This window comes from Pseudonocardia ammonioxydans (assembly GCF_900115005.1).
GTDB lineage: Bacteria > Actinomycetota > Actinomycetes > Mycobacteriales > Pseudonocardiaceae > Pseudonocardia > Pseudonocardia ammonioxydans.
This window is the reverse complement of sequence record NZ_FOUY01000084.1, coordinates 1-11,790: the sequence shown is the minus strand read 5'-3', so window position 1 is coordinate 11,790 and position 11,790 is coordinate 1. Positions and strand designations below refer to the sequence as shown.

Sequence of the window (11,790 nt, the reverse complement as noted above, 5' to 3'; positions counted from 1 at the left end):
TCAATCGCCCGTCTACCAGGAGCTTCACCCATTCGAGGCCACGACACGCCGCAGCCCGCTGACCTGCTCATCCAGCAGGTTGGCAAAGGCTCACTAGGTGAAGTCGATTCCCTGCCCGGCAAGCCATGGGGTCGGATTAATGTTGTCGCCACCCGGCTCGATGACCTCGAAATGTAGATGCGGACCGGTGGACTGACCGCGGTTGCCGACCTCGGCGATGACCTCGCCCGCCGATACTGGCTGCCCGACCTCAACCAACGTGCGGTCGATGTGTCCGTAGAGGGTGACGGTGCCGTCGGTGTGCCGTACCCGCACCCAGAGCCCGAATCCGCTCGCCGGCCCGGAGCTGATCACAGTCCCATCGAGCGGGACTCGGATCGGGGTGCCGATCGGTGCCGCGATGTCGAGGCCCTTATGCTGTGCATCCCAGCGCGGGCCGAAGCCGGAGCTGACACGTCCCACCATCATTTGTACGCTGCTGCCTGTGGCGGTGGCCGACCCCGTCGTCGTGTCAGCGTCCCCACCCGTCCGGGCCGCCTCAAGTGCAGAACTCTCGGCGGCTCGCGCCTCCTGCGCGGCCCGGGCCGCCTGCTCGACGGCGCTGGTTGCCTGCACGGCGGCACGGGCGGCCTGCTCGGCAGGGGGCTGGTCGAGCCCGGCCGCCGCGACCAGATCGGCGGCGCTGACGACCTGCGGCTCGCGCAGCATCGGCGCCCTAGCTGGTACAGCCCCTGCATCAATAAGGGCGGGATCCGGGACGGCCGCCTCCGGTGCGACCGCACCTCCGGATGTGAACGGCTCGCCAATGCCGAGCAGGAAGACGTCGTCACCGTCGAGCACGGACGGCAGTGCCTCGGTCAGCACCATCTGAGCTGTGGCTGCGAGTGCGCTGCCGGCTACCGCAGCGGCCATGATTCGAACGGACAGAGCCGACGCACGCGGGGAGGAGTCGACCTGGGGGAGCGCGGCAAGCCGGTATGCGCCACCGGTTCCCGCAGCGGCCGACATGACCGATGGCGAGAATCCGAGGTGTGCGCGCCGGCTCACGGGGGAGCGGTGCCGTGCCACAACCTGTCCTTCCGATATTTCGAGCCCGGTGGACCACCCCGTCGGGGTCGGGGCGGGTCGCCGGAACGGGCCGTGTCCGGCCGTAACCGGGTCGTTATTAATCTCCCAGGACGCTAGTCCGGCTTCGCCTGCCTGCCCTCCCCTCATCACCAACGCCTGAGACCACCGGGCTCGAACGGGCGCCGAACGGTCGCTTCGTCAGCATCGGAGGCGACGCCCGATTACCGCTCATCGCGGGACCACGGCGCAAGTCCTTCCGTTGACCGCCAACGTCACATTCCGCGAGAAAGGATCGAGATGGGGCGGGCCACGGCGCAAGCACCCGGATCTGCCGCACCCGAGGACCGGGTGCCCGGCCTCGCATAGAGCCACTATTCGCGTGATTCGCTGGTCCCTGGCAAGCTCATTTGAGGTTGACGCCTGAACTATTGGTCAAGCGCTCTGGCGGCGTCGCCTCCTTGTCGGGCTGGGGTTGGTTGAGCCAGACGGCGCCGGGCCGGTGGTCGCGGGGTGCCACGAACGGATCGCTCGGGCTGGGCGGTGTAGGCGTCGCTGAGGACGACGCCGCGGTGTGCGGCGTGTCGGCCGGGCATGTGTGCGGCCACCGCTTGATCCTCGGGTTCCCTCCACAGAGCTCGAAGGCGAAAGCGATGGCAGCGGTAATGGGTGTGGTCGATTCGCGGCCGCTGGGTTTGCGAGGTCGCGCGAGTGCATCTGCACGTGCTGCGCAGGAAGGGCAACCCAAACCGGGCATATGGGGTGAAGTCCCGACGCGAACGGGGGTAGCGCTGGACGCGGTGACGGTGCAGGCGTTCGACACCTACGGGTTCGAACGGATGCGGATCGGCGGCGACCGCGGACAGCGGTCTCGTGTTCGTCAACCTGTTCCGCGGCCCGGTCGGCGCGCCCATGCGCCCGGCGGTTGGGGAGCTGCTGGCCGCGGCCTCGCGGCGGGCCGGGCTGGATCGGTTGGTTCGCCCGCGCCAGCTGCGGTACGCCTACGGCAGCGACCTCGCGATGCCGGCAACGGCATCGATGTGGTCGCCGACCTGCTCGGGCACACCTCGATCAGCTCGTCGCAGGTGTACGTGCACCAAAGCTCGGCTGCGCGCCGCAGTGGACGCGGTGCCCAGCCCCCGCGAGCAGACGGCTCGAGCACCCCGGTGAGCGCCCCGGCGACCGACGCACGCCGCCGACGGATCGTCGCTCCTGTCCGCGGACGAGTGCGCCGCGCATGTGTTCGGCGACGTCGGGGTCCTCGACGGGCAGGCCGCTCGGCTGGCCACGCTGGTCGGCCCCGCGGTGAGTGCGGCTGGGATCCCGTCGTCGGGTAGGTCCTGGCCCCACCCGCAGCTCGGGTGGACGCCGCTGGGCAGCTCAGCCCGGGCAGCGGCGAGCGCAGCGCGGTGCGTGATGGCGGGCTGTTCGCGGTCGCCGGGGGCGCACGGCCTGTGTCGGGCGCACCGATCGCGCCAGAGGCTGCGCGGGAAGACGAGTTCGCCGCTGACCCTGCCCGTCTCGCCTGGCCCGGTTCGGTCCTGCCTGGTGCTGCCTGCCCCGCGCAGCACCGACGTGGTGGGGATCTTCCCGACCGCCGACTCGATCATTTGCCTCGTCGGCGCGATGCTCGCCGAACGACACGACGTCTGGAGGGAGCGGGCACAGATCACATTGGCGACGGCACCTGCACCTGTAGGGTGAATCGACAATCGTTTTCGATAAATGTATGTTGATGCGTTGATGGGAGTCCCTTCGTGTCCCGACACCGATTCCGTCCGGCCGCGCTGGTGGCCGGGGTAGCCGCGCTGCTCCTCGTGCTGTCTGCCTGTGGGGCCGGCCAGGGTGAGGCGCCCGCCGGCCCGGCGGCTGCGCAGGTTCGGATCGTCGTATCCACCGACGCCTGGGGCTCGGTAGCGCGAGCCGTCGGCGGCGACCACGTCCAGGTCGACTCGATCATCGAGGGGACAAACGCGGATCCGCACGGCTACGAGGCGACCCCGCAGGACGCGACTACCGTCGGCGACGCCCAGCTGATTCTCATGAACGGTGGTGGGTACGACGCGTTCATGACCGGCCTGGTCGATGCCTCCGGCAACCGGGCCCCGGTCGTCGACGCCGTCGAGGCCTCCGGGCTCGAGGGCGCGCCCGAAGCGGGCGACCGCGGCCACGAAGGCGAAAGCCCCGAGGAGCATGCGGCGCACGCCGGTGAGGTGGGCGCAGATCACGGCTCGTTCAACGAGCACGTCTGGTACCACCCGGCCACCGTGCAGAAGGTCGCGCAGCAGCTCGCTGACCGGCTCGCCGAGATCGACCCGGCCGCCGCCCAGACCTTCCGCGGCAACGCCCAGACCGTCGGCAACGACGTCGCGACTCTGACCAGCAAGGCCGCCGAGATCGGCCGGGCGCATCCGCGGGCCCGGGTGGCCGTCACCGAACCGGTGCCGACCTACCTGCTCGATGCTGCGGGCGTGCAGGACGCGACGCCACAGGAGTTCTCGTCCGCGGTCGAGGAGGGCACTGATCCGCCGGCCGCGGTCGTCGCCCAGATGCTGGACCTGTTCCGCACTCAGCCCTCGGTCGACGCGCTGATCCTCAACAACCAGACGCAGTCCGCCACCACCGACCAGGTCCGCGCCGCCGCCGAGCAGGCAGGCGTCCCGGTGATCGAGATGTCGGAAACGCTGCCTGACGGTGCCGGCGACTATGTGCAGTGGATGAACGGCAACCTCGACGCGCTCGCCGAGGCCCTCAACCGTTGACCGAGACCGGGGTGCGCCGCGGCCGTAGATGTGGCAGGGCAGCCGATTCGCGCCGGGCGGGCCTTCGAATGCAGCCACGCGGGAAGGATGGTAGCCGCCAGGAGGGGCAATCCGGCTCGGGCTCTGGCCAGAGCCAGCCGACCGGGTGGGGCGAAACGCGAGGGTGCCGGAGACCGACTCCACAGGGGCCGGACCAGGTAGACCGGAACGTGCGCGCTGATGCTCAACCAGTTGCGGCAGTCGAGGTCAGCCGCGGCGCCCTCCGCGTAGCCTGGAACGGCTCGCGCACCTCAGGGCACGTCGACGCTGCAGGTGGGACTGAACGAGAGGCGGTGCTCATGTTCGCAGCAGTGGCGGGGAAGGCCGTCGGCCTGGTGGCCAGCGGTCTGGCCGGGGCCGTGGCCTACGACGGTGTAAAGCGGGTCGCACGCTCGGGTGCGGTTCGCGAGGCCGCGGTGACCGCGACGACGTGGGGCCTGCGCGGGGCTCGTGCCGCGGAGACCGGCGCCGAGAAGGCCCGTCTGACGACTGCGGACATCGTGAGCGAGGCCCGCGGCCGGATCGGCGAGCAGACCCCCGCACCGGGCGCCGGTGATGGGCACGGTCACGGTCACGAGCACTGAGGTCGACCATCCTGAGTAGCGACATCGCGGGCCCGGATCTCACTGTCGTCAGCGACGCGGCCGGGCGTGTCCGTTTCGCCGTTCCCGCGCTCCGCGATCAGGTCGCGCTGGCCGTCGCCGTCGAGGACGTCGTCGACCACGTCGCCGGTGTCCGGCAGGTGCATGCCTACCCGCGCACCGGCAGCGTCGTGGTCTGGTACCGCGACGGATGCGACGGGATCGAGTTGCGCGAGGCGATCAGCAAGGGCCTCGGCGCCGATCCGGAGGCGACCGTGGCCCGCACCCCGCGTTCGGCCGATACCCGACACGGGGAGTTCGCCCGTCTCGTGGTGGGCGGGGTCGCGCTGGCCGCGCTCGGGTTCCGCCGCTACGGCCTGCGCCGTCCGCCGGTCCTCGGACCGACCAGCCGTACCGTCGCCACCGGTGTCACGATCTTCACCGGGTACCCGTTCCTGCGTGGCGCGCTGCGCTCGCTGACCGGTGGCCGCGGCGCAGGTACCGACGCGCTGGTCTCCGCCGCGACGGTGGCCAGCCTGGTGCTGCGGGAGAACGTCGTCGCACTCACCGTGCTGTGGCTGCTCAACATCGGCGAGTACCTGCAGGACCTGACACTGCGCCGCTCCCGCCGGGCGATCTCCGACCTGCTGACCGGCACAACGACACGGACCTGGATTCGCCTGGCGGACGGCAGCGAGATCGAGGTCGACATCGACGACCTGGTGCTCGGCGACGAGGTCGTGGTGCACGAACGGATCGTGCTACCGGTCGACGGCGAGGTCGTCGGGGGCGAGGGCGTCATCGACCAGGCGGCGATCACCGGCGAGCAGCTGCCGGTCTCGGTCGCGCCCGGCACGACCCTGCACGCCGGCTCGGTGCTGCTGCGCGGGCGGATCGTCGTCCGGGCGACCGCGGTCGGCCAGGACACCGCCATCGGTCGCATCCTCGAGCGGGTCGAGCAGGCCCAGGGCGACCGCGCGCCGATCCAGACCGTCGGGGAGAACTTCTCCCGCCGGTTCGTGCCGGCGTCGTTCCTGCTCGCAGGTCTCACCCTGCTGGCCACCCGGGACGTCCGCCGCGCGATGACGATGCTGCTCGTCGCCTGCCCGTGCGCGGTCGGCCTGTCCACACCGACCGCGATCAGCGCCGCGATCGGCAACGGCGCCCGCCGCGGCATTCTGATCAAGGGTGGCGCGCATCTGGAGGCCGCCGGACGGGTCGACGCGATCGTGTTCGACAAGACCGGCACACTGACCCAGGGGCGCCCGGTCGTCACGAACGTCATCGCGTTCCACGACGACTGGACACCCGAGCAGGTGCTGGCCTACTCGGCGTCATCAGAGATCCACTCCCGACATCCGCTGGCGCAGGCGGTCATCCGCTCCACCGAGGAGCGGCGGATCGAGATTCCGCCGCACGAGCAGTGCGAGGTGCTGCTCGGCCAAGGCATGCGGGTGCAGGCCGATGGCCGCGTACTGCTCATCGGCTCCCGGGAGCTACTGCGCGCGCAAGGCGTGACGGTCAGCCGCAGGGCCGCCGACTGGGTCCGCAAGCTGCAGCGAGCCAGCGAGACCCCGCTGCTGCTCGCGGTCGACGGCGAGCTCGTCGGTCTGGTGTCGCTGCGCGACACGATCCGCCCCGAGGTCGGCGACGTGCTGGTCAAGCTCCGTGCCGACGGTGTCCGGCGGATCGTCATGCTGACCGGCGACCACCCACGCACCGCACAGGCAGTGGCCGGACAGCTGGGCATCGACGAGTACCGCGCGCAGGTGATGCCCGAGGACAAACAGGACGTCGTACGAGCGCTGCAGGCCGAGGGCCACACGGTCGCCATGGTCGGCGACGGCACCAACGACGCCCCGGCACTCGCACTGGCCGACATCGGGATCGCCATGGGCGCCGCCGGGACCGACGTGGCAGTCGAGACCGCCGATGTCGCGCTGGCCGCCGACGACCTGAACGCCCTGCTCGACCTGCGCGACCTCGGCCGACGCTCGATCACCCTGATCCGGCAGAACTACGGCATGTCCATCGCCGTGAACGCCGCCGGGCTGCTGGTCTCCGCCGCCGGAGCAATGTCGCCCGTGGTCGCGGCGATCCTGCACAACGCATCCAGCGTCGCCGTGGTCGGGAACAGCTCACGACTGATCCGCTACCGGCTCCCCACGAACATGTCGACATCACTCACCGCAAGCCCCCTGCTCGAAGCCCACTCGGCCCGGTGACGGCATCCCGCCGGTTCATGTTGTGAGGTAGAGCCGCGCGAGCCTCTCGACCAGCTCCGGTAAGGCCCCTTCCGCAGCGCTACCTCGCCGCAGGGCCCGGTAGCTGTGCAGGACCGCGTCCGACACCGTCGCCCGCGTCACGCTGCAGCCGAACTCCGCGCACAGTCGCTTCGTGGCTTCGTGGCTTCGTGGCTTCGTCACAGCAGGCCATGCACTCGGTCGAGGTGGCTGCCGCGCGGCTCGACCTGGTCACCCCTGACGGGCCTTGTTCCGCGGGATTCCTCTTGTTGATCACGTAGACCTTTCCGTGACGACGGATCACCTGTGCTCCCGGCTTGTTCTTCAGGGAACGAAGCGACGTGCGCACCTTCATGTGCATCTCCTCGAGGCGGCGGCCACGCCGGACCGCGACACCGTGTCATCTCTCCAGCGGCGGGTGAATCACCAGCTGGACTTGCGCACCCCCGGCAGGGCGCCGTCGTGCGCCAGCTCCCGCAGCCGGACCCGGGACACCCCGAACTTGTGCAGATGCCCGCGCGGGCGCCCGTCGACCGAGTCGCGGTTGCGGACCTGGGTGGGGCTCGCGTCGCGCGGCTGGCGACGCAGCTCTGCCGCCGCCGCGGCCTTCTCCTGCGCGGTGGCCGACGGCCGCGCGACGACGGCCTTCAGCTCGGCCCGCCGCTCGGCGTACCGAGCCACGATCGCCTTCCGGCGCTCGTTCTTGGCGATCTGTCCCGTGGTGGCCATCAGACACGTACTCCCCTCGTGCGGATCCGCGCGACCGCGGCGGGCGGCCACGGGAACCGGACCGGGAGCAATCCCGGCACCGCGCCCGTGGCCGACCCAACCGGGCCCTCCACGCGATCATGGGACTTCGACACTCCGCATGATCACGTTGGGGCCGTGCCTCTACCTGCGCCGACACGCCAGGGACATCATTTGCCGGTCGCTCTTAACCAGCGGGTTCGGGGTTCGAGTCCCTAACGGCGCACAGATCACGAAAGGGCTCGCGGGAATTGTTCCCGCGAGCCCTTTCGTCGTCCGGTTCGGCGCCGGTTCGGTGACCCGCGTCGCCCGGACATGACCGGAGCGCCCGGACCCGCCACGATGTCCTCATGGCGCGTCCCGACCACACCGTCTTCCTCAAGCGGTCCTTCTCCCGGATGGACCAGCTGGCAACCCCGTTCCTCACCGGACGGCGGCTCTGCATGCAGCTGGCCCGGGTCGTCCCGTACGGCACGAACGGTGTGGTCGTCGAGCTCGGCGCCGGGACCGGCGTGCTGGCCGATCCGATCCGCGAACGGCTGGGACCGGATGCCCGCTATCTCGCGATCGAGATCGACCCCGAGCTCGTGGCGCACCTGCGGCAGCACAAGCCGTGGCTGGAGGCCGTGGAGGGCGACGTCGCCGACCTCGACCGGATCCTGGACGACGCCGGCATCGACAAGGTCGACGCGTTCGTCTCGACCCTGCCCTGGGCGGTCTTCCCGCAGGACCTGCGGATGAAGGTGATGGGCGTGATCGCGAGCCGGCTGGTGCCCGACGGCGTCCTCAGCATGATCATCACTTGGATGGCACTGCCGAAACGGGTCCGGGATCTGCGCGCCCTGCTGGACGCCCACTTCGACGAGGTCGTCGAGACGGCCACCGAGTGGCGCAACCCGCCGCCGGCACGGACGTTCCTGTGCCGGCGCCCGCTGGCCCGGCCCAACTCTCTCGACGAGCGAGACACTCGACCAGCGATCTAGTATCGGTGGGGTGAGCACACCTGGGAGGACCGTGATCGCGGGCGGCGGCCCCGGCGGGATGCTGCTGGCGTACCTGCTGGCCCGCGCCGGGCTGCACAAGGCCCGCCATTTCCGATTCCGGACGCCGATCACGACGTCGGACTACGGGCTGCTCGACACCCCGTACGACTACTTTAGCCTGCGGACTCGGGTGCTACCTCGGATACCGGCCCAGCCGATCGCCGCGGCTGCCAGGAGCAGGACGCCGCCGAGGAGGTAGACGGCCTGGATGCCGAGCGTGGCGGCGAGCAGTCCGCCGAGGAGCAGGGACACGAGCCGGCCCAGCTGCCAGAACACGTCGAAGCCGGCGAAGATCCGTCCGCGCAGGTGCGCGGGGGTGTGGGCTTGCAGCAGGGAGTTGAAGGTGACCGCGCCGGTGGAGGTGCCCAGCCCGTAGATCGCCAGGGCGACCAGGGCGACCGGGAACGCGGTAAAGGTCGCGAGCGCGAGGTCGACCAGGCCGCGGAGCACGTAGGGGCCGAACACGAACGCCGGGCGGCGCGGATCGCTGAGCAGCCGGCTCACCACCAACGGGCCCAGGACCGCGCCGATGCCGATCGCGCCCAGCAGTAGCCCATAGCCCGACGGCGGCAGGGCCAGGTGCTCCCGCGCCAACACCACCAGCAAGGCACTCGTCGCACCGGCCGACAGGGCCGCGAGGAGCTGACCTGCCCCGAGCGCCCGCAGCAACCGGTCCGAGGCCAGTACCCGCACCCCGGCCACGGCGTCGGCAAAGAACCCCCGCCGTTCGGTCGAACTGGGGGTGGCCGGTAACCGCAGCCCGGTGAGCAGGACGGCGCTGGCCACGAAGCTGGCCGCATTGATCCCGAACGCCGGGGCGGGGCCGAGTGCGGTGTAGAGCAGCCCGGCGAGCGGGGCCAGCGCGATCTGGCTCAGCACGGCGGCTGTCCAGATGCCGCTGTTGGCCGCGACGAGCTCGTTCTCGTCGACCAGTGCGGGCACGGCGCTGTTGGCTGCGGGGTTGAACAGGACCGCTCCGACAGAGAGCCCGAACGCGATCACATACACCGCGACGACGTGGTCGCCGAGCAGGATCAGCGACCCGGCCAGCAGGGCGCGCCACACGTCCGCGGCGATCATGATCCGGATCCGGGGCAGTCGGTCGACCAGGGTGCCGGCCAGGGGCGCGAGCAGCAGGACCGGCACGATCTCGGCGAACACCACCGCGCTCACACCCAGGGCCGAGCCGGTCAGGTCGAACACCAGCAGGGCCAGCGCCACTGTTGCGAACACGTCTCCGCATTGCGACGCGGTCCGCGCCGACCACAGGCGTCGGTAGCCGGGGTGGGCGAACACCGTGCGCAGCCCGACCCGGCGAGATGCAGCGTTCACGCTGGCCGCACACCGAGGAACGCCTCCGGGGTGTCGGCCAGCGTGGTCGTGACGGTCAGCATTGCGAACCCCAGCAACGACCCGAGCATCAACGGGCGGCGCCCGAGCCGATCCAACAGTGGCCCCCACACCTGGGTCGTCGCCCCGTACGGGATCAAGTACGTCGGCACCACCAAGCCCAAGCCGCCGGGTGCGGTACCGAACGTCTCTGCCCGCCGCGCCCGGATCGACGCGATCATGAACGTCGGCGCGAAGCCAGGAACGTCGAGGGTAGGCAGCGCAACTAAGCCCCTGAGCGGACTACGGGTGGCCTTCGGCTGGACGGGCACACCGCATCCCCCTTCTCGTCGGGAACCATCTGGACGCCCGACGCTAGAACCTTGCCCCAGGGATAGGGTCAAGGTGCGATCGTGAAGGAGGGGCGGCATGCGGATGACCGTCGGCGCCGCGGCCCAGGCCGTCGGCGTGAGCCCCAAAGCGGTCCGGCTGTGGGAAGCCAAGGGACTCCTGCCCGCTGCCGAGCGGACTGAAGCCGGGTACCGGATGTTCACCGACAACGATCTCGAGGTCCTGCGCTTCGTCCGTCAAGCGAAGACCCTCGGCCTGCACCTCGATGAGATCAAAGACATTCTTGATCTCCAGCGAGGCGGCGAGCAGCCCTGCGGACATGTTCTGTCGTTGCTCGACATGCACATAGCCGAGATTGACCGCCGACTTGATGACCTGACTCACTTACGTCAGTCACTATCCCGCGCCCGCGCCGCTGGTGCGCGTCAGCATGGCCACAACGCCATGGTCTGTCGGATCATCGAGAATCCAGCAGACAGCGCATAGCTTGCCGCGGATGTCGGCGCGGCTACCGCTCGCCACCGGCGATCCACGCTGCTCGCCCCGCTTCCCTCGTCCGGCCGCCCTGTTGCCCGGTCACAGTGCCAGCGGTTTCACGCCGCCGAAGCCGGATCTTGGACCGCGCACCCAGTTGTGGTCGGCGCAGCAGCCCCAGCAGGGTCTCGCGGGCCTCGCCCCCGGGCTGCTGTGGCGATCAGTGTGTCCCGTTCGACCCGGCCCGCCCGGATGCCCCACCGGCGAAGTCAAGCACCTCGGTCCCCGCCACGGGGGGATCGGCCTCGTGGGGCGACCGTCGCGGCGATACGCTCCGGGAACAGGCTGTGCTTCCGCCTGAGCGCGGGTTTCTCGATCCCGAACCAGGACAGCGCCGCCACCAGAGTCACGATTGCGAGCCCGACCGTCACGAACAGCGGGGTCGCAGCGCCGCCGAGCCCGGTCAGCACGAGCAGTTGCAACACGGGCCAGTGATAGATGTAGAGCCCGTAGGATAGGTCCGCGCGCATCGACCACGGCCATCGAAAACCCGCCCCGAACCACACAAGCAGGTAGGCCAGTGGCGCGGCACCGAGCACCCGGTAGTCGGCGAACGCGGCCACGCTGGCCAGGAACAGCGAGGCCGACACCGCTGCCAGGCCGATGTGCATCAGCAGCCGGTCGGCGTAGAGGTAAGCCGCCGCGCCGAGCAGGAACACGAAAGTCAATCGGAGCACCCGGTCGTTGACGAACACGGGCAGCCCGGCTTCCTGCAGGATCGTCAGCACGGCCAGCACCACGAGGATCAGTGGGACGATGATCCGACGCTGGCGCAGGACCCCGACACCCCCGAGCACGGCGATGAGCAGGTAACAGAACGCCTCGAAAAACAACGTCCACAACGCCCCGTTGAAGCTGACGCCCATCGGGGTGCCGGCGAGGATGCCCGCGATGTCGTACTGCACGATCAGCAGGCCGGCGTTGCCGAACAGGTAGCGCAGCGCCGACGGCTCCCCGGTGAATGGGATGGCCGCGGACAAACCTTGTAGGAGCGCGGCTAGTACTGCAACGGCGTTTCGGCGTGTCGTGAGAGGCTGATCTGGGTTCGGCGGTGATGATCACCGCGTGGTGGATCTTGCTGGGTGGGTGGCGGCGT

11 protein-coding genes and 1 pseudogene are annotated in these 11,790 nt (G+C 70.1%); 5 read left to right on the top strand and 7 right to left on the bottom strand.

From position 1 onward, the window contains the following. Nucleotides 1-93: 93 nt before the first annotated feature. Entirely contained in the window at nucleotides 94-867 is a 774-nt protein-coding gene (locus BM093_RS33080) for a M23 family metallopeptidase (protein ID WP_093356894.1), read from the bottom strand. A gap of 1,955 nt (nucleotides 868-2,822) precedes the next feature. On the opposite strand from BM093_RS33080, the gene BM093_RS33065 reads away from it, so the two are divergent. Together BM093_RS33065 and BM093_RS33060 are read left to right on the top strand one after the other, a co-directional pair. Continuing rightward, entirely contained in the window at nucleotides 2,823-3,827 is a 1,005-nt protein-coding gene (locus BM093_RS33065; protein ID WP_093356883.1) for a metal ABC transporter solute-binding protein, Zn/Mn family, read from the top strand. A gap of 338 nt (nucleotides 3,828-4,165) precedes the next feature. Then, nucleotides 4,166-4,450: a DUF1490 family protein gene (locus BM093_RS33060; RefSeq protein WP_093356913.1), complete on the top strand. Its 285-nt coding sequence runs from the start codon at nucleotides 4,166-4,168 to the stop codon at nucleotides 4,448-4,450. On the opposite strand, the gene BM093_RS37725 is transcribed toward BM093_RS33060, so the two are convergent. Beyond that, entirely contained in the window at nucleotides 4,438-4,614 is a 177-nt protein-coding gene (locus BM093_RS37725) for a hypothetical protein (protein ID WP_245773970.1), read from the bottom strand. The two genes, BM093_RS33060 and BM093_RS37725, sit on opposite strands and share 13 nt — an antisense overlap. On the opposite strand from BM093_RS37725, the gene BM093_RS33055 reads away from it, so the two are divergent. Next, nucleotides 4,609-6,672 (top strand): heavy metal translocating P-type ATPase, encoded by a 2,064-nt coding sequence (locus tag BM093_RS33055; protein WP_281248756.1) that lies wholly within the window; start codon nucleotides 4,609-4,611, stop codon nucleotides 6,670-6,672. The two genes, BM093_RS37725 and BM093_RS33055, sit on opposite strands and share 6 nt — an antisense overlap. A 249-nt stretch (nucleotides 6,673-6,921) precedes the next feature. Here BM093_RS33055 and ykgO read toward each other — a convergent pair. Beyond that, a pseudogene (ykgO, locus tag BM093_RS37720) lies at nucleotides 6,922-7,045 on the bottom strand (type B 50S ribosomal protein L36). Between the two features lie 68 nt (nucleotides 7,046-7,113). Next, nucleotides 7,114-7,419, bottom strand: coding sequence for a 30S ribosomal protein S14 (gene rpsN, locus BM093_RS33045; protein WP_093356875.1), 306 nt, complete (start codon nucleotides 7,417-7,419; stop codon nucleotides 7,114-7,116). A gap of 368 nt (nucleotides 7,420-7,787) precedes the next feature. Here rpsN and BM093_RS33040 point away from each other — a divergent pair, with 368 nt between their 5' ends. Next, on the top strand, nucleotides 7,788-8,420 hold the full coding sequence (locus BM093_RS33040; RefSeq protein WP_093356872.1) for a class I SAM-dependent methyltransferase: 633 nt from the start codon (nucleotides 7,788-7,790) through the stop codon (nucleotides 8,418-8,420). Nucleotides 8,421-8,588: 168 nt separating this feature from the next. Here the strand turns inward: BM093_RS33040 and BM093_RS33030 are convergent, their stop codons facing one another. Continuing rightward, nucleotides 8,589-9,776, bottom strand: a complete 1,188-nt coding sequence (locus BM093_RS33030; RefSeq protein WP_281248757.1) for an MFS transporter — start codon at nucleotides 9,774-9,776, stop codon at nucleotides 8,589-8,591. Between the two features lie 32 nt (nucleotides 9,777-9,808). Beyond that, nucleotides 9,809-10,051 carry an MFS transporter gene (locus BM093_RS37715; RefSeq protein ID WP_093356900.1) on the bottom strand — a complete coding sequence of 81 codons (243 nt, stop codon included), beginning with the start codon at nucleotides 10,049-10,051 and terminating at the stop codon, nucleotides 9,809-9,811. Between the two features lie 187 nt (nucleotides 10,052-10,238). On the opposite strand from BM093_RS37715, the gene BM093_RS33020 reads away from it, so the two are divergent. Continuing rightward, nucleotides 10,239-10,646, top strand: coding sequence for a heavy metal-responsive transcriptional regulator (locus BM093_RS33020; RefSeq protein ID WP_093356867.1), 408 nt, complete (start codon nucleotides 10,239-10,241; stop codon nucleotides 10,644-10,646). A 257-nt stretch (nucleotides 10,647-10,903) separates the two neighbouring features. Here the strand turns inward: BM093_RS33020 and BM093_RS33015 are convergent, their stop codons facing one another. Further along, nucleotides 10,904-11,599, bottom strand: coding sequence for an acyltransferase family protein (locus BM093_RS33015; protein ID WP_143105676.1), 696 nt, complete (start codon nucleotides 11,597-11,599; stop codon nucleotides 10,904-10,906). Between the last annotated feature and the right edge of the window lie 191 nt (nucleotides 11,600-11,790).

Excerpts from the sequence above, each read along its gene's own strand:
- BM093_RS37715 (WP_093356900.1), bottom strand. The coding sequence starts at position 10,051 with ATGATCGCGTCGATCCGGGCGCGGCGGGCAGAGACGTTCGGTACCGCA.
- BM093_RS37725 (WP_245773970.1), bottom strand. The coding sequence starts at position 4,614 with ATGCACCTGCCGGACACCGGCGACGTGGTCGACGACGTCCTCGACGGC.
- rpsN (WP_093356875.1), bottom strand. The coding sequence starts at position 7,419 with ATGGCCACCACGGGACAGATCGCCAAGAACGAGCGCCGGAAGGCGATC.
- BM093_RS33020 (WP_093356867.1), top strand. The coding sequence starts at position 10,239 with ATGCGGATGACCGTCGGCGCCGCGGCCCAGGCCGTCGGCGTGAGCCCC.
- BM093_RS33080 (WP_093356894.1), bottom strand. The coding sequence starts at position 867 with ATGGTGCTGACCGAGGCACTGCCGTCCGTGCTCGACGGTGACGACGTC.
- BM093_RS33040 (WP_093356872.1), top strand. The coding sequence starts at position 7,788 with ATGGCGCGTCCCGACCACACCGTCTTCCTCAAGCGGTCCTTCTCCCGG.
- BM093_RS33060 (WP_093356913.1), top strand. The coding sequence starts at position 4,166 with ATGTTCGCAGCAGTGGCGGGGAAGGCCGTCGGCCTGGTGGCCAGCGGT.